19 protein-coding genes and 1 pseudogene are annotated in these 14,483 nt (G+C 43.7%); 11 read left to right on the top strand and 9 right to left on the bottom strand.

Annotated elements, in window-relative coordinates; translation table 11 throughout:
- The 3 genes from H6G97_RS34010 to H6G97_RS34000 all read right to left on the bottom strand — a co-directional run.
- Positions 1-262 (bottom strand): helix-turn-helix domain-containing protein (locus H6G97_RS34010; protein WP_190944830.1); only part of this gene is annotated, 262 nt, incomplete at its 3' end.
- 139 nt (positions 263-401) lie between these two features.
- The gene (locus tag H6G97_RS34005; protein ID WP_199349839.1) at positions 402-1,115 is read right to left on the bottom strand and encodes a hypothetical protein; all 714 of its coding nucleotides are present in this window, start codon (positions 1,113-1,115) and stop codon (positions 402-404) included.
- A 67-nt stretch (positions 1,116-1,182) separates the two neighbouring features.
- The gene (locus tag H6G97_RS34000; protein ID WP_190944829.1) at positions 1,183-1,518 is read right to left on the bottom strand and encodes a helix-turn-helix domain-containing protein; all 336 of its coding nucleotides are present in this window, start codon (positions 1,516-1,518) and stop codon (positions 1,183-1,185) included.
- 314 nt (positions 1,519-1,832) lie between these two features.
- Here H6G97_RS34000 and H6G97_RS33995 point away from each other — a divergent pair, with 314 nt between their 5' ends.
- The 5 genes from H6G97_RS33995 to H6G97_RS33975 all read left to right on the top strand — a co-directional run bounded on the left by H6G97_RS33995 (position 1,833) and on the right by H6G97_RS33975 (position 3,919).
- A complete protein-coding gene (locus tag H6G97_RS33995) occupies positions 1,833-2,000 on the top strand; it encodes a hypothetical protein (RefSeq protein WP_190944828.1) in 168 nt (55 codons plus the stop codon).
- Between the two features lie 135 nt (positions 2,001-2,135).
- Positions 2,136-2,702, top strand: a complete 567-nt coding sequence (locus H6G97_RS33990) for a hypothetical protein (RefSeq protein ID WP_190944827.1) — start codon at positions 2,136-2,138, stop codon at positions 2,700-2,702.
- A gap of 161 nt (positions 2,703-2,863) precedes the next feature.
- Positions 2,864-3,394 carry a hypothetical protein gene (locus H6G97_RS33985; RefSeq protein ID WP_242055583.1) on the top strand — a complete coding sequence of 177 codons (531 nt, stop codon included), beginning with the start codon at positions 2,864-2,866 and terminating at the stop codon, positions 3,392-3,394.
- A gap of 91 nt (positions 3,395-3,485) precedes the next feature.
- Positions 3,486-3,701, top strand: a complete 216-nt coding sequence (locus H6G97_RS33980) for a hypothetical protein (RefSeq protein ID WP_190944825.1) — start codon at positions 3,486-3,488, stop codon at positions 3,699-3,701.
- Complete coding sequence (locus tag H6G97_RS33975; protein WP_190944824.1) at positions 3,698-3,919, top strand: hypothetical protein; 222 nt, start codon at positions 3,698-3,700, stop codon at positions 3,917-3,919. The genes H6G97_RS33980 and H6G97_RS33975 overlap by 4 nt, the downstream gene beginning before the upstream one ends.
- A gap of 75 nt (positions 3,920-3,994) precedes the next feature.
- Here the strand turns inward: H6G97_RS33975 and H6G97_RS33970 are convergent, their stop codons facing one another.
- The 3 genes from H6G97_RS33970 to H6G97_RS53260 all read right to left on the bottom strand — a co-directional run bounded on the left by H6G97_RS33970 (position 3,995) and on the right by H6G97_RS53260 (position 5,575).
- Positions 3,995-4,549, bottom strand: coding sequence for a hypothetical protein (locus H6G97_RS33970; RefSeq protein WP_190944823.1), 555 nt, complete (start codon positions 4,547-4,549; stop codon positions 3,995-3,997).
- Between the two features lie 136 nt (positions 4,550-4,685).
- Positions 4,686-5,060: a helix-turn-helix domain-containing protein gene (locus tag H6G97_RS53265; protein WP_242055582.1), complete on the bottom strand. Its 375-nt coding sequence runs from the start codon at positions 5,058-5,060 to the stop codon at positions 4,686-4,688.
- Positions 5,060-5,575: an AraC family transcriptional regulator gene (locus H6G97_RS53260; RefSeq protein ID WP_338421897.1), complete on the bottom strand. Its 516-nt coding sequence runs from the start codon at positions 5,573-5,575 to the stop codon at positions 5,060-5,062. Before H6G97_RS53260 ends, H6G97_RS53265 begins: the two co-directional genes overlap by 1 nt.
- Before the next feature lie 352 nt (positions 5,576-5,927).
- Between H6G97_RS53260 and H6G97_RS33960 the strand changes: the two genes are divergently transcribed.
- The 4 genes and pseudogenes from H6G97_RS33960 (at position 5,928) to H6G97_RS33950 (ending at position 8,466) form a co-directional block, all read left to right on the top strand.
- Positions 5,928-6,911 carry an aldo/keto reductase gene (locus H6G97_RS33960; RefSeq protein WP_190944822.1) on the top strand — a complete coding sequence of 328 codons (984 nt, stop codon included), beginning with the start codon at positions 5,928-5,930 and terminating at the stop codon, positions 6,909-6,911.
- A 7-nt stretch (positions 6,912-6,918) separates the two neighbouring features.
- Positions 6,919-7,044: pseudogene (locus tag H6G97_RS53255) on the top strand (aldo/keto reductase); the annotation flags it as partial.
- A 237-nt stretch (positions 7,045-7,281) separates the two neighbouring features.
- Entirely contained in the window at positions 7,282-8,040 is a 759-nt protein-coding gene (locus tag H6G97_RS33955) for an SDR family oxidoreductase (protein ID WP_190944821.1), read from the top strand.
- A 162-nt stretch (positions 8,041-8,202) separates the two neighbouring features.
- Entirely contained in the window at positions 8,203-8,466 is a 264-nt protein-coding gene (locus tag H6G97_RS33950; RefSeq protein WP_190944820.1) for a hypothetical protein, read from the top strand.
- A 343-nt stretch (positions 8,467-8,809) separates the two neighbouring features.
- On the opposite strand, the gene H6G97_RS33945 is transcribed toward H6G97_RS33950, so the two are convergent.
- Both H6G97_RS33945 and H6G97_RS33940 read right to left on the bottom strand, forming a co-directional pair.
- On the bottom strand, positions 8,810-9,307 hold the full coding sequence (locus tag H6G97_RS33945; RefSeq protein WP_190944819.1) for a GNAT family N-acetyltransferase: 498 nt from the start codon (positions 9,305-9,307) through the stop codon (positions 8,810-8,812).
- Positions 9,308-9,576: 269 nt separating this feature from the next.
- Positions 9,577-12,093, bottom strand: a complete 2,517-nt coding sequence (locus H6G97_RS33940; protein ID WP_190944818.1) for a molybdopterin-containing oxidoreductase family protein — start codon at positions 12,091-12,093, stop codon at positions 9,577-9,579.
- A 700-nt stretch (positions 12,094-12,793) separates the two neighbouring features.
- Between H6G97_RS33940 and H6G97_RS33935 the strand changes: the two genes are divergently transcribed.
- Both H6G97_RS33935 and H6G97_RS33930 read left to right on the top strand, forming a co-directional pair.
- Positions 12,794-13,453 carry an alpha/beta hydrolase family protein gene (locus H6G97_RS33935; RefSeq protein WP_190944817.1) on the top strand — a complete coding sequence of 220 codons (660 nt, stop codon included), beginning with the start codon at positions 12,794-12,796 and terminating at the stop codon, positions 13,451-13,453.
- Complete coding sequence (locus H6G97_RS33930) at positions 13,410-14,129, top strand: calcium-binding protein (protein WP_190944816.1); 720 nt, start codon at positions 13,410-13,412, stop codon at positions 14,127-14,129. Before H6G97_RS33935 ends, H6G97_RS33930 begins: the two co-directional genes overlap by 44 nt.
- 178 nt (positions 14,130-14,307) lie before the next feature.
- Here the strand turns inward: H6G97_RS33930 and H6G97_RS33925 are convergent.
- A partial coding sequence (locus H6G97_RS33925) for a DUF1392 family protein (RefSeq protein ID WP_190944815.1) occupies positions 14,308-14,483 on the bottom strand: 176 nt, incomplete at its 5' end.

Raw genomic sequence — 14,483 nt, 5'->3', positions numbered from 1 at the left:
TTGTGGTTTTCCCTTTTCGTTCTTGGGCTATTTTGATAAACCTAGCCGCAATCAAGATTTGTAGGGTTTTCCTGACAGTCTTTTCATTCATTAAACAGATTGCTGCCATGTTACGAATTGATTCAAAACATCCGTCTTTTCCGGCTCGTCTAACTATGTGCCCATATAAACGATATTCTTGAGGATTAAGCCCATAGTCGTCTAGAAACGATGGAACGACTATTGCAAAATCACTGCGATTGCTTACAACAGAATTACTCATTTTCCCCTCTATGTCTTGTTCTCATCCTTTATTGGGTTTTGAGCATGAAAATATTGACGCTGCGGACTTAACACTCCACCGATTTAGAACCCTGAACTATTTGTGAATATGCTTCCTTAAAAACTACTTCGCACGTTCCTTAGTGCCGAGCGATCGCTTTATCTTTTGAATTGCTGGAAAAGACTTGATCTAAAATACTTTCAGGGTATAAACCCACATAGCCGAACCTTGGGTCATGTATCTGTTCTACTTCTACCCCCTGCTTGCGGCATAACGCACTGGCTTTCTTTCCCTTGCTGCCGGCTTGTGAGAGTGATATCTCAAGTCCTCGAAGTTTAGCAAAACCCATAACGCTGTACTTGTGACCACATGGGCTATTAAACCGATCTTGCTCAACTTCCACCGCTTTTAGTCTTGCCAGCACTTCGTTTTGACGGCGTTCTTGTTCCAATAGCCTTTGCTCTTGTTCTGCCATCTGTTGGGCGAGTGCAGCAAGGATTTGAATCTGGGTCATTGCTGGTTGCAGAATATTTGAAGCTTTAGCGATACGCTCACATTCCAAGAAATATTTGCGAACGACCTTGCCTTGCTCAGTACCCGCCATCATGCCAAGAGACTTAAAGCAATCAACTGATAGCATGACTAATTGGCTAGGACGACCACCAGTAGAGGTTTTTAACCCTTTGGCTAAGAAGTCTATACCTTCTTCAAAATTGCTTTTTAGCTTTTTTTCAGCTTTTTGCTTCGTAGAATATCCCAGCCAAACCCAGGCATCATCTAAGTCTACCGGAAATATTTCCTGAGATTGGTAAATTGTCAATGCCAATTGCTGGCTAAATGATAAATTAGACATGACTATTCCTCTGTTTTAGCGGTTTAGTTATTAAAGCGATCGCGTTGCTTGGCGGCGGGCGATCGCTTCAGGCTGCTATATCTTCAGTTACCTCTTCGTCAGTTTTAGGAAGTTGGTGTTTTGTTGTAGCGATTCGCTTACTTAGTTTCTGTTGATTTTTTTCCACCATCTCTGCATCGGTATCTGGGATATAAATCAGTAAGTCTCCAGGTTGACAATCAAGAAATTGACAAATATCGTTTAGCCGCTCAGGTGACATCCGAGGCATGGTATCAGTTTTCCGTAACCTGTAAACAGAAGTTTCCGTGATGCCGATACCTTCGGCCAGGTCTTTATTTCTGACTCTTTTTTGGGCCATGATTTCATTCAGCTTCCAGCGAATCACTCTTTTATCCATCGTCATTACTCCACAATCCTAATATTCATAGTGGAAAAACGATTAATCTTCTTTTAGCGCCTACAGCCTTATTATACATAAGACTACTATTAAAATAACTGAAACTACTAAAAATATTCGTAAGATGTTAATAAAATATACGACTCACGTATATTTATAAATAGAAGGGTAACGGCAAGCAAACCGCCTGCACCCGAACGCAAAAAGGGTTTGCAAATTACCAAACTTAACTAATTTCAATCAACCACAAAACCAAGTGCCACCGGGACTAGCAGCCGGAAGCCAAACTTGTAATGCTCAAGCCAACGAAGATGATCTCGATGACCTACCAAGTCTTAAAAAACTGGTTATTTAGTGCCATTCGTCTAGAAATCAAAGATTTTACAGCAAAGCTGAATTTAGTAGAGTGTCCTCTTGCGAACACAGCACTTCCTTACACATCCCCCGATGCTGCCGTCTACTGTCTTGATAATGCTCTTAGCAACTAGCTTTGATGGCTACGCCAAATCAAGTTTGAGAGCGTTGTGCTAAACCACAACGTCGTTTGCACACATAACAAAGACGACCGCTACTGTCTGCAAAACTCAGCGATCGCCTTTTCCCCGATTAAGGAGATTTCCATTATGAACTATGCAACACATACACAGCAAGCAATTCCTACTTCTTCTCGTGACGAGCAAGCCCTCGCTCAAGCAGAACTATACAGCCACCTCGAATCCCAAGCCGAAGCTGTAGCCCCAACCCAAAACCCTCTCACCAGCAGAGATCGCCGCATCATTGGCGAGATTATCGAAGTCCAACCCGAATCAATCCGCACCATCTGGATCGAAGGCGGGATTACGGTATGGGTGCAGTTAGTCGGTGGCGGACGGCTTCCCTTCGATAGAGACTGGTTCGCTACGAGAGTGGCGCAGGTAAAAGCGACTCTACCAGAAACACCACGGGAACGGAACGAACGATTGAGCAATGAATTGGAGGAAGCTTGCACTGTTTTTGGTCTGTACCACGGTGAGATTAACTGGCTATCTTTTAGCACCAAACTCTACCAAGACGGGCGCTTTGTCGGCTTCGTCGGGTGCAATCAACAAAGCTGGTACGCAAGACCAAGACAGTACGGAGTCAATCGCGTGGCTGCTAGTGCCGAACAAGTGATTGCCTCGTTAGGAGTCCGAGCGGCAGTAGCGGCTTAGTTGCTGAAGGTAGAAAGGGCGATTGCACACCAAAAGAATTGCAATCGCCAACGAGTTTAATCTCGAATAAATATAATCATGACACAAAGTACAGCAAGTAACACTGCACTTCAAGTAGGTGACTAAGAAAATTCTTCTACCTGCTACAGATGCGAATGCAGATGGGTAAGGAATCCCTAGCCGTGGAAGTGAGAAAGGCGATTGCTCCCTCAAGAGAAATGCAATCGCTTTTACACAAAATTTATGACAATTCAAATCATGGCACACAGACTATGATTACTACATTTTCTTTTCAAAAAGCCCAATCGGATGATCCAAGAGAGAAAATACTCCTGCCTCCAACCGACCCCAGCGCAGAGGTCATGGAAATCCTTGGATACAATCTGGTTTATGTTAACGGAGCTTGCCCCAGGAATTATCGAGTATACAAGGCTCATTCAATGATTGGCGTGATATTTCAACACATCACCCACTGGTCTAACGGAGTGGATTCTCTTGGATACGCCGAGCCGGTTGATGCAGCAGTGGGGCTAGACGACTTCATGAAGGTGGCAAGGGTATCAACAACGGCTACAGAACAATCGCCCACAGAAGAAGAATTACTCGATAAAGAGTTTGATGCACTGACGAGTGACGAATGGGAACGGTTAAAGAAATACGTTCCACAAGCGAAGTATTTGGTTGCAGTGTAAGGAAACGGGTGGGCAGGATAGACCCACCTATTAGGAAGGAGCAAACTTAAATTTTATCCAAATAGAACAACACAACTCATCGGATAAACCAATGGAACCGATAGAAATACTAAACCAGTTCAATTCGTGCTATCTGAAGATTCAGGCGATTGCCCAAAACGAAAATTGGCTTTTGTTGATTGCTGAAAAGAAGATTGACCCAGAAGCAGCGACTCATTTGGGCGATGTTCTGCACTACTTGGGCGAGGCAATGGGGTGTGTAGAAGAAATTGTTGAGGTCAAGTTTAATCAGGAATCAGAATTATGAAATTCTATGCAACAAGTATTCCTCAATCTTTGCCAAGTTGGGCAACTGTTATATCGAATAATGCAGGTTTGATTGAAGTAGAAATCAATGATGAAGACCCTGTATTTCATTCAATCATAGAAGAATTATTTACTGAAATTCAACCAGGAATTACTGGTGTAAAAGCTAGCGATTTATGTAAAAGACTCAGCTTTGAGATGGTTGATACTAGCGAATAAAATTGACAACTAATATATACCAAACCCGACATCTTATGAAATTCACAACTGTACCTGTTAGCTACTCCGGGAAACTCAATCTTGGCAATTTTGAATCACTCGATTTAGGTTGCTCTCTATGGGCGAACTCACCACATCTAATTCGACTGTTGCTGGCTGTTGTTGCTCCTTTACACCACCCAGTGACTCCATAAAAGCGTCAATTGCCTTGGCTGCTGACTGCTTACCTGTTTTCAATTGGGAAAGGATATTTTCGCGTATTGCTGAATAATCTGGTATAATTTGCTGCTCAACAGAAGCAGCCTCTTGCGTTTGTAGGGCAACTTCACCCGAACCCTTTTCTATTAAGCCTTTTATCTGAGCGATCGCTTGGGCTAATTCTTGCCTAATCACCTGTTTTATCTCTTCCCCATCAGGTGTAGACGCAGAAGAAGCATTTACTTCCTGTTTAACTATTTCCTTAATCTCATCACCATTAGATAACGCCAGCCCAGCTTTTGTCTGACCCAGGATTCCCTGGAGCAATCTTGTCGCTGTATGATTTAATGACTCATTTTCGGAAATCTGCATTGCCGATAAAGCTTTGATTTCTGCATCAGTTAACCCAACGGAAATTGTCACCTTAGCCATAGTTTTGACTCCTGTAAATATTAATTTCGTGCATTGCCTTCATTAGAGAGAATCGCGCCGCACGAACAACGTTGCTCGCGTCATCCAAACTGGTAACTTCAGAAGTGAACGTCATGCTATTTGTTACATCCTCCGCTCAAGCTGTCCGTAAACGTTCAATGTCTCGAATTGGCGGCGCGCCAAACATACGCGCATATTCGCGGTTGAACTGTGAAGGGCTTTCATACCCCACATTATAGGCAGTATTAGTCGCATCAACATTCTCGGTAAGCAGCATCTGACGTGCTGTCAATAGCCTTAATTGTTTTTGATACTGCAACGGACTCATGGAGGTAACTGCTTTAAAGTGGCGGTGGAACGAGGAAGGAGACATATTAGCTGCAAGAGCCAGATCCTCAACTCGCAGCGGTTTTATAAAATCAGCTTTGATCCATTTGATCACCTCAGCAATTCGCTGCATGGTACTGCCAGATGTAGCAATCTGACGAACCGCTTCCCCTTGTTCACCCATTAGAAGACGGTAATAGATTTCGCGGATGAGATCATCGGTGCTAGGAAGGGAATATCCTGTGGGGCGTCTAGAAGCTTTGTCAGCCGGAGGGCGCAATCAATCAAGGGTGGCGAGGCATCGCTGATGAACCAGCCTCTGACTGATTCTTGCTTATTGATACTAGGGTTGGTTTGAGCAATGATCTCACAAAGTTGGGCTGGGTCTAGCTTCAGCTTAAATCCTAGATAGGGTTGCTCGGGTGTCGCCTCTACCGCACATCCACCTAAAGGCAAATCCACCGACACAACCAGATACTGAGCAACGCCGTACTGATAGGTTTCCTCATTCAGCAATACTGCTTTTTTGCCCTGCAACACAATAGCCAGAAGCGGTTCGCTGACACCTCTGATTGCGGTGTCAGGCTCACATTCCCGCATGAACCCTAAGGAATCGATTGCGGTGGCATGGGCACCATTTCCCTTGCCGTCAGTATGCCGATCAACTAATGCCGCCAGTTCTCCACACTTGCCGCTCACTGCCTCGTGATCAGGTGTCTCAATCCTCATACTGAATTCCTAACTAATGTAACCCTTATAATCTGCTCATTATAAAAAATATTTCTCCTGACCAAGCCTTACTTGAGAGGATTAGGCAATCATCTGCAAGGTTTGTGTATTTATACAAAAGCTGATCAAACCTACGATGAAACCATGCCGCAAGATAAGGCACAAGACACGAATAAATCAGCCCAGCCGTATCAATAATATTTTTGGCTTGCGCCTAGATATCTCGGCGCTTTCGCCCTCAAGGCGAAAGCGACGGCTGGGCTGATTTATTTATTGGATCTCCCTAAGACTGAAAATCGAAAGTTAAATCAGGAGAACTTTAATGAAAACACGTCAACTCGGCAAAGAACTGATAGTTTCAGAATTAGGGCTAGGCTGCATGGGTATGTCTGAGTTTTATGCGGGACGCGATGAGCAAGAATCGATCGCCACAATTCACCGCGCTTTAGAACTCGGTGTCACGCTGCTAGATACGGCTGATATGTATGGCCCCTTTACAAATGAGCAATTGGTAGGCAGAGCAATCCGCGATCATCGGGATCAGGTTGTTTTAGCTACAAAATTTGGTAACGTCCGAACCGAAGAGGGAGGTTGGCTGGGTGTGAGTGGTAAGCCCGAATATGTGTATCAAGCGTGTGATGCTTCATTACAACGCTTGGGAGTTGATGTGATTGACCTTTACTATCAGCATCGCGTTGATCCAACAGTGCCGATCGAAGAGACTATCAGGGCAATGTCAGAACTGGTGCAGCAGGGCAAAGTCCGCTATCTCGGTATGTCCGAAGCGGCTCCTAGCACAATTCGACGGGCACATACAGTTCACCCGATTACTGCGCTGCAAACGGAATACTCTCTGTGGAGCCGTGACCCAGAAGATGAGATTTTGCCGACTGTACGCGAGTTAGGCATTGGCTACGTGGCTTATAGCCCCCTTGGTCGTGGATTTCTCTCAGGACAGTTCACCAGCCCAGAAGATTTCGCCCAAGATGACTATCGCAGAAATGCACCGCGATTTCAGGGTGAGAATTTCTACAAGAATCTGCAACTGGTAGAACAGGTCAAAGCGATCGCTGAAGAAAAAGGCGTGACACCCGGTCAACTTGCCTTAGCGTGGCTACTGGCTCAGGGCGATGACATTGTGCCGATTCCAGGTACGAAGCGGCGGAAGTACCTGGAAGAAAACACTGCTGCGACTGAAATCATGCTGACTCCTGAAGATTTGAGCCGGATTGAAGCGGTTGCTCCCAAAGGAATTACCGCTGGGTCCCGCTATGCTGAACAACAAATGAAAGCGCTCAATCATTAAAAAATCTATGAAATACAAATTACTGGGAAAAAGCGGATTGCGGGTGTCGGAAATTTGCCTCGGCACAATGACTTTCGGCGAGGACTGGGGCTGGGGCGCAAGAAAAGATGAGAGCCGCCGAATTTTCGACACATTATATTGAGCAAAGTTTACAGTTTTTCGGTTTAGGCTTAACGAAGCGGTAATCTCGAAACGATTATATTTTTCAAAGATGACCTTCATTGATTCGCATCAACCGTTTCACGAGTGTTCATGTCAAGCGCATTATGAACGAACCGCTCGATTGCCCTGGACAAGATGACCTTCGGCACCCCGCGCTGGGGTGCGCCTGATAAATTTTATTCGCACCAACTCTGAAGCAGAGGTAAGTATGATCACACTTGAGAACAAAGTAGCTTTAGTCACTGGAGCCACATCAGGAATCGGGAAAGCGACTGCTCTAGCACTGGGAAGGGCAGGTGCAAAAGTCGTTTTTTCAGGCAGACGCGAGCCAGAAGGAGAGGCAACCGCTGCGCTCATGCGTAATGCTGGCGCTGAATGTTTATTTGTACGTTCAGATGTATCGAGTGAGGAAGATGTCAAAGCATTAGTGCAGAAGACGATCTATACTTACGGACGACTCGATTGTGCATTTAATAATGCAGGCATAGAGGCACCTCTAAAACCCCTTCACGAACACTCAATCGAGGACTTTGACAAACTTATGGCGATCAACGTGCGGGGACTATTTTTGTGCATGAAATATGAAATTAGGCAAATGCTGTCTCAAGGAGTTGGGGTAATTGTCAACAACTCCTCAATGGGAGGGTTAATTGCGTTTCCAGGAGTATCTCCTTACATCGCAAGTAAACATGCTGTTATGGGATTGACGCGCTCGGCAGCGCTCGACTATGCCAAACAGGATATTCGGATCAATGCGATTAATCCTGGCTTGATTGCGACTGATATGATTGATCGCCTTGTTGGCCAAGTAGGCAGCACCACAGATGATTTAGCGTCTACGGTTCCAATGGGGCGCATGGGTCAGGCAGAAGAAATCGCTCAAGCTGTGGTTTTTCTATGCTCTGATGCTGCTAGCTACATTACTGGACAATCTCTGGTTATAGATGGCGGATTCACGGCGAACTGATCAACATGGTTGAATATGCTTGTGTCCCCTAACGACATTAATTCACGACTCAACACGCGCAATACAACTTCTAGCCATCAAAAAAACAAAATTTACGTCAATCGTTTTTCGTTTTTGCAATAAAACTGGAGAATACATTGGAAGGTTCAATCAAGGAGCCGATTGGCTACGGCTTTGACTCAAATGGCAAGTGATCGCGCTTTTTTACATCTGCAATCCAACACTCACATTCTCCCTACCGTTGCCATATCCTGTCTTTATAAGAGCGAGGGTCACGGCTTTGCAGTGATTGGATTGCTAGTGATAAAGCCAATGCATCTATGGTGCTATTTTTTCTTTGAACTGCAACAAGCACAAAATCCAAGAACTCTAGTAGCTGGAATAGTCGTTGGCTTATTGGTTTTGGGATTACGCCCTGAGCGCTAGTAGTCTGCCAAGCTAACTTTGCTACGTTAAATTCGGATATAAACGCTGCATTTTTCGGCGAGCATCTTTGGTTTGGAAACCCCAATAGACACTGGCGTTTTGCTGATTACGTTGTTTCTCCCAAGCGGCAATCTCAGAAGTTATTTCTTAATTATCGATTGCAGTTGAGAAACTTCACCTTCATCCAAGTCAACAATGTACTTTTTCGCCATGTTATACCCCGTTTTTGGCTATTTTACCAATTAGAGGTTTTACTTAGCAAAGTTACCTTGGCAGACTACTAGTAGTGATGCCTACGGCGGCAAGCTACGCGTCGCTCGAATGACCCAAACCCATCAAGTAGTTAGCTATTATACGCAAATACCAAAAATTCAGTGCCTTGATAGATAAACTCTGCCATCTTGCACATACCCATCTTTTGATGTGCCTGAAGTGATGCTTTGTTGTTTGCCTTGATGAACAGTATCCCTTCTCGCTCTGGTAAAAAATCTTTCAATTTAGCAAACATTTTCGCAGCGATACCTTGCCCACGCATAGTTTCATCAACACAGATGGGGCCATATAAGTAAGCATCTTTTGTACCAACGTAGGCTTGTAACATTACCGCTATAATTGGTAAATTAGCACTTGTCTTTGACCAACTGAGTAAGAATCCTACAACTTGTCCATCTTTGTGGGCTACAACACAAGGCATTTTAGATATGGTCATCATCACTGCCTCTGGCTCAAGATGACCTAACAACATACCACCATGTTCTGCGTCATTGGCTTGCGCCAACTTGAGAATTCCAGTAACATCGCTGAGGCTGGCACGAGCAATCACGATATCATTGAGACACATATTTGGTTGGAATAAGTGGGGAGATACTCAAAATCAAAGAATTTTCTTTAATTTTATAAGAATAACAAAGCAGAGTAAATCAGAGATGTTGGGTTAAGTTGCTTTTAACACTCATGTTTGCTTGTAGGACTATTGCATCTGACAAAAATTATTTAAGTTAAAGTTGCACTTCTAACTCGCTCTAAACGTACTTATACGGGGAAGCAAGCTAGGCGTAGCGTTTCTAAGAGTTGGCTTTACGCTAGGCTATCATTTAGAACAAATAATCCTTATGCTTTTTTGACTCGGCAGGCAAAACATTTGAATGCTTGCTGTCCTGAGAGATTGTCATAATATTGTTTATCTATCAAGATATTAACTGACTCATAGTAGGGAGTTCCAAACTCTTCTGCCATTTTCTGCCCAGGCCCGAACCAGCCAGGGACAAAAATAGTGTCTTCTCGAATTCCTGACCAAAGCAATGCAGTGCCAGTGATTGCTCCTCTGGGGCTTTCAACTATGATTTCATCACCATTTTTAATCCCTGCTTTTTTTGCTGCTTCTGGATGGATTTGTACTAAGCGAACACCATTCATTTGCTTGCCTGTATAAGTCCAGTGAGTTACAGAGTGGAAATGAACTACACTCGATCTACCAGTTATTCCCATCAGTGGGTACTGCTTGTGTACTTTCCCAGAAGAGATTTTTCCTAATTTAATGTTTTGAGTCAGTGCCTGTGGATTCACAGGATTTTTTACCAACTCAGATGTGTATTCAATGGTAGGATGCTTACCTATTACCTCTGGATGGGTATAGAAGCTTGGTAGAGCAGAGTGTCCAGCCTCAGCTAGCCGACTTTGCAATTGGGGAGTATAAATTTCTACTTTCCCACTGGGAGTTAGGAATCGCTTACCAATATTATCAGGGTTAAGAGCTGATGCGGCTTCATACCAAGATGCATGATCTAGGTAAAGTGTACTCACACCAGGATGATCTACTGTGGGACAAGGCCAACGCAAGGGTTCTGTTCTTTGAGATAGTCTCTGTTGGGTCATACCTCCCATTGCTGGAGTATTCGCTACAAAAGTTGCCCACAGATGACGATAGTCTTTCCAAGAATCAGGAAAGTTGTCCCTCCAGTATTCAGGCGGATTGCGTTTGTCTAATTTCGCTGTGGCGTGTGCTAAATCAATCCAGATATGCCAATCTGGTTTCGACTCACCCACCGGAGTAACCACTTGTTCTTGCCAACGGATTGCTCGATCATCCCGCCGCATATAAACGGTTTCCATTTCAAAACCACTGGTTACGGGCAAAATAATATCAGCATAGTAGGCTGATTCTTCCATAAACAATCCAGTGTAAACATAAAATTCTAATTGCCGATAAGCCTGTTGTACTTTAATTGTGTCTGAACAAGCCAACAGAGGATTCCCCTGAGTAACGATCGCTTTGAGTTGATAAGGTTCACCTGAAATGATCGATTCTGCAAAATAATCTGGCCCAACTGGTAGTGCAATATCTTTGCTAGGTGTTTTACCAATAATCGCTGGCAACTTCAATTCCCCCGGCCAGGTATTGTGCATGAAATTGCAACCACCACCAGGAATACCAATATTACCTGTAATTGCTGCTAGGAATGTCAAACAACGGTAAGTGTCAAAAGCCCCCAATTGATGAGAAATCCCAGCGTTGCAGAAAATAGCGGCAGGCTTAGTTTTGGCATAAGCCTCAGCTAGAAGCCTAATTTTTGATGCTGGAACATCCGTCACTTTGGCTGCCCACTCTGGTGTATAACCAGAGCTTTTTAAGTGATTTTTCAGTTCATCAAAACCCAGTACCCACTTTTTTACAAAAGCAGCATCGTATAAGTTGTTAGTCACGATGTGATAGAGCATTCCCAAAACCAAGGCCAAGTCAGTGTGTGGTTTCGGTGCAATCCACTCATCAGCTTGCGCTCCTGTAGGAGTCAAGCGCGGGTCGATGACTACTAATTTGGCTTTGGTCTGAACACGACTTCTGAGAAGATAGGCAAAGGTTACAGGATGCGTTTCCGCTTGATTCGTACCTAAAAATAGAAGGAATTTGGCACTTCCCAAGTCTTCTTTTTTAGTCGCATCATCAATTCCGTAACCGTTTGTAAAATTACCCAAGCCAAATGTCCATGCCAAAGCATTGCCGCCTGCATCGTTGCATACAGGCCCAACATCAGTATTATTCGGACTGCCCAGCAGACTAAAGTAGCGCCCGACCAGAGAACCTGTCCCCCGTGGGAGTCTGCCAGAGGTTTTGTTGGCGATCGCTCTGGCAAGACCTGCATCTCTGAGTGCCAAAAACTTGCTAGCTATAATTGAAAGTGCTTCATCCCAAGAAATTGGCTCAAATTTAGAATTGCTGTCACCTTTGTTTCCACCAACCCGCTTCATTGGGCTTTTCAAGCGAAAACGATTGTAGACTAGCTGGGTCATCATTGGCCCCTTGATACAAAACCCACCAGCCTGTACTGGGTCATTTGGTTCACCTAACACATCTATGATGCGTCCGTCTTTGAGATGAACTTTCAATCGGCACAGAGAATTGCAGAATTGACAAGCGCTATCTATAATCTTATCTGGCTCTAGGGCAGCCGATTTCTGAATAAAATCAAATTCAGTACTTTGGAGAGGGATTGCCTGATCCTGCCCAGGACTTGCAGCATCTGCCACTTCTTTTTTTAGTAACTCTGCTGCACCTACAGCAGCTGTACTAATAGCTACCCCTTGGATAAAACCACGCCGTGAGGTCTTCTTCCTACCTTTTGATGTCATGGAGATCCACTCCCTAGATATTGCGCTTATTACAGCATTTCACAAATGAGGGTGCAATTTAACTGCATTCTAAAATAGATAGCACTTGAACAACCTTGCCTCTTTTGACAACCAATTCACAGACAAGCCTAAGTAAAAAATTTTTCTGATTCCTGGAAAAACAACTTAGCAAATGCCCAAGGGGGCATTATGTTTTTTGACAGAGAACTGCAAAGTTTTACTTAATAACTTAGTCTGAAAATTGACAAACACAGATATTAATAATTGTCTTCAACGCAAATAGTTCTCTTTATTTTAAAAGAACCTACGCCCTTGGATGGTTACATTTCATTCAGGTATACCCAAAGTTTTTAATGTCAAAAGTTTTACGATTTATTTGTCAGAAATTTTCTGCTTTGGCCGAAACCACTTGAGACTAAAGACTGATTTCTCAATTTATCGACACCAGTAATATTAGAAATTAGATGTATTTTTTGGGATATAAAATAACATATTTTTCAATTGTTACCATGTCCTATACTGTTTTACCTCAAGAGGGTTCTCAACAACAAGTAATATCCCTAACTAGAGTAGTACAAAAGGACTCTCCTGGCGGATTAGATGTTTTATCAAGGAGGGGAAATCCCACCTAGAAATCTGCCAGGGTAAAAAATAATTTTCGCCTCAAGAAATAAAAATTTTCCACTACCGAATTTTTCAGATGGTTGAAGTCAACTTTAATGTTTGGGGTAACGGTTCTATCAACCGTTCTGGGCACATTACTTCTGAGGCACCAACCTATATTGTTATTCATGGCTATCAAAGCACTGGTGGCAATGCAGGCAATAACTACAAAGCCGCTGACTGGATGGAAAATATAGCCCAAACCATTCGGCAACGTGAGTCAAATGCTAATATCATTCTTCTAGATTGGGAAGAAGGAGCTAGTTCCCTGTGGTATCCCACTTCCGCCGCCAGAACACGCGATGTCGCCAATCAGCTAGCTACCTACTTAATAAATAATGGTGTAGATCCGACTTACACCAACCTGATCGGGCATAGTCTGGGAGCGCACATTGCTGGATTCACTGCTTCAACCTACCGTGAATCTACAGGGCGTTCTCTTGCTCAAATAGTAGGACTCGACCCCGCAGGACCTGAGTTTGAAGACAAAGCCGCAAGCGATCGCTTAGATCCAAGCGATGCTAATCGAGTTGTATCTTTACATACTAGTGAATCTTTGGGTTATGATTCTCAGTTGGCTACCTTAGATATTTATGCAAACTGGAATGACTTATTCCAGCCTGGACAGTGGAATTTTGCTGGCAATCACGGTTATGCCCATATCCTTCCTTTATACAGAATTACTCCAAGGCAATAGTTTTACCCAGTCCAACGGTATTCTCTTGAACTTGAATACAATAGTCAATGCTGAATTTACTGGGTACAACGATGCCAGCACAAAAAGCAATTTGGCTATTGTTGCTCTGAATCTTTTGGGTACTGCTAACAACGACACACAAGCGGGTGGTGCAGCCAATGATACCATCCGTGGTAATGTAGGAATTGACTACATTACAGGTGGCGATGGTGACGATTCCGTGTTTGGGGACGATAATAATGATCTTCTCTATGGTGGACGTGGGAATGATTCTGCCTTCGGCGGCACTGAGAGCGATCGCCTATTTGGAGATGAAGGTGGCGACATACTTACAGGAACAGATACAACAACAAGAGGTATTGCTGAAGTTGACCTTTTGACTGGCGGCGCTGGGAGTGATCAGTTTGTGCTAGGTATTACTGTCGGTGTCTTCTACAGCGATAGCAATATTAGTACTTCGGGACTGGGCGACTACGCTCTGATTGCTGATTTCAATGCCACCGAAGATACGCTGCAATTGTCTGGCTCCAACTCGAGCTATAGCTTGGGAGCAGCGCCAACTGGTTTGGCTACAGGTACAGCCTTATTCCTGAATGAAACTAGTCCTGAACTAATTGCGATCATTCAAGGTTCTAGCAACCTCACCCTTAGTGCCAGCTATTTCCTTACTGTCTAAAACATTATCTCAAATACAACTTAAATTTCTTTATCAAGTTTTAAACTTGCACTAATCAAAGCTTTCTATTTTTTATGATGCCTAGATAAATAATTAAAAGTAGCTAATAAAACCAGTAACTTGAGATTAATAACCCAAATTGTTAGTTAACTTGGTACTGCTCTTTAATGGCAACTGTTCATACACTAACACTGACTAAATCAACATCAGCAAGCCATATTGTTCTGCTTTGGGTAGACATTTCTTCTAAAGTTGGGGAGCGCCACTCTACCCCATAAAGCCAATTATCTTTGAGACTAAAAATCCCTTGAATAATACGGCGTGTTGGCTGTTCACCGAAATCAACCTCAACTA

It is taken from the genome of Nostoc flagelliforme FACHB-838 (genome assembly GCF_014698065.1).
Classification (GTDB): domain Bacteria; phylum Cyanobacteriota; class Cyanobacteriia; order Cyanobacteriales; family Nostocaceae; genus Nostoc; species Nostoc flagelliforme_B.
This window is presented reverse-complemented; position numbering and strand designations above follow the sequence as displayed.

What these genes read in the sequence shown, in the direction of transcription:
- H6G97_RS34005 (WP_199349839.1), bottom strand. Translation starts at nt 1,115, where the DNA reads ATGTCTAATTTATCATTTAGCCAGCAATTGGCATTGACAATTTACCAA.
- H6G97_RS34000 (WP_190944829.1), bottom strand. Translation starts at nt 1,518, where the DNA reads ATGACGATGGATAAAAGAGTGATTCGCTGGAAGCTGAATGAAATCATG.
- H6G97_RS33995 (WP_190944828.1), top strand. Translation starts at nt 1,833, where the DNA reads ATGACCTACCAAGTCTTAAAAAACTGGTTATTTAGTGCCATTCGTCTA.
- H6G97_RS33990 (WP_190944827.1), top strand. Translation starts at nt 2,136, where the DNA reads ATGAACTATGCAACACATACACAGCAAGCAATTCCTACTTCTTCTCGT.
- H6G97_RS33985 (WP_242055583.1), top strand. Translation starts at nt 2,864, where the DNA reads ATGGGTAAGGAATCCCTAGCCGTGGAAGTGAGAAAGGCGATTGCTCCC.
- H6G97_RS33980 (WP_190944825.1), top strand. Translation starts at nt 3,486, where the DNA reads ATGGAACCGATAGAAATACTAAACCAGTTCAATTCGTGCTATCTGAAG.
- H6G97_RS33975 (WP_190944824.1), top strand. Translation starts at nt 3,698, where the DNA reads ATGAAATTCTATGCAACAAGTATTCCTCAATCTTTGCCAAGTTGGGCA.
- H6G97_RS33970 (WP_190944823.1), bottom strand. Translation starts at nt 4,549, where the DNA reads ATGGCTAAGGTGACAATTTCCGTTGGGTTAACTGATGCAGAAATCAAA.
- H6G97_RS53265 (WP_242055582.1), bottom strand. Translation starts at nt 5,060, where the DNA reads ATGGGTGAACAAGGGGAAGCGGTTCGTCAGATTGCTACATCTGGCAGT.
- H6G97_RS33960 (WP_190944822.1), top strand. Translation starts at nt 5,928, where the DNA reads ATGAAAACACGTCAACTCGGCAAAGAACTGATAGTTTCAGAATTAGGG.
- H6G97_RS33955 (WP_190944821.1), top strand. Translation starts at nt 7,282, where the DNA reads ATGATCACACTTGAGAACAAAGTAGCTTTAGTCACTGGAGCCACATCA.
- H6G97_RS33945 (WP_190944819.1), bottom strand. Translation starts at nt 9,307, where the DNA reads ATGTGTCTCAATGATATCGTGATTGCTCGTGCCAGCCTCAGCGATGTT.
- H6G97_RS33940 (WP_190944818.1), bottom strand. Translation starts at nt 12,093, where the DNA reads ATGACATCAAAAGGTAGGAAGAAGACCTCACGGCGTGGTTTTATCCAA.
- H6G97_RS33935 (WP_190944817.1), top strand. Translation starts at nt 12,794, where the DNA reads ATGGTTGAAGTCAACTTTAATGTTTGGGGTAACGGTTCTATCAACCGT.
- H6G97_RS33930 (WP_190944816.1), top strand. Translation starts at nt 13,410, where the DNA reads ATGCCCATATCCTTCCTTTATACAGAATTACTCCAAGGCAATAGTTTT.